The 420-nt window shown below is 62.6% G+C and carries 1 pseudogene; it reads left to right on the top strand.

What is annotated here, in order from left to right:
• Nucleotides 1–420 (top strand): annotated as a pseudogene (locus AC1DH9_RS31055) (hypothetical protein); the annotation flags it as partial.

Genomic DNA, 420 nt, shown 5'->3' with positions numbered 1-420 from the left:
GCACTGCGAACTCCATCGCCCTGGGCAACGGCGCCACCACGGCTGCTGCTGTTGCGACCGCCAATGGCGTGATCAATGGCACCACTTTCAATTATGAGGGTGCGACACCGACTGGCGTATTGAGCGTGGGCAGTGTCGGTAACGAACGTCAGATCAGCAATGTAGCGGCCGGCCAAGTCACAGCCACCAGCACCGACGCGATCAACGGCAGCCAACTGTTTGCCACCAATACTGCCGTCACTAATCTGGGCACCCAGACCACTACTCTGGGCAACACCTCGGCCAACACCCTGGGTGGCGGCGCCACTTACTCGCCGGCCACGGGGCTTACCGGCTTCAGTCAGCCGATCAACGCGATCAGCAGCACCGGGGCGGTAGCGGCTGGCACTGCACAAACCAGCGTGCGTAGCGGGTGCGTTG

This window comes from Pseudomonas sp. 05T35, assembly GCF_056396605.1.
Note: the sequence above shows the minus strand (reverse complement) of the source record. Positions and strands in the feature narration are given on the sequence as shown.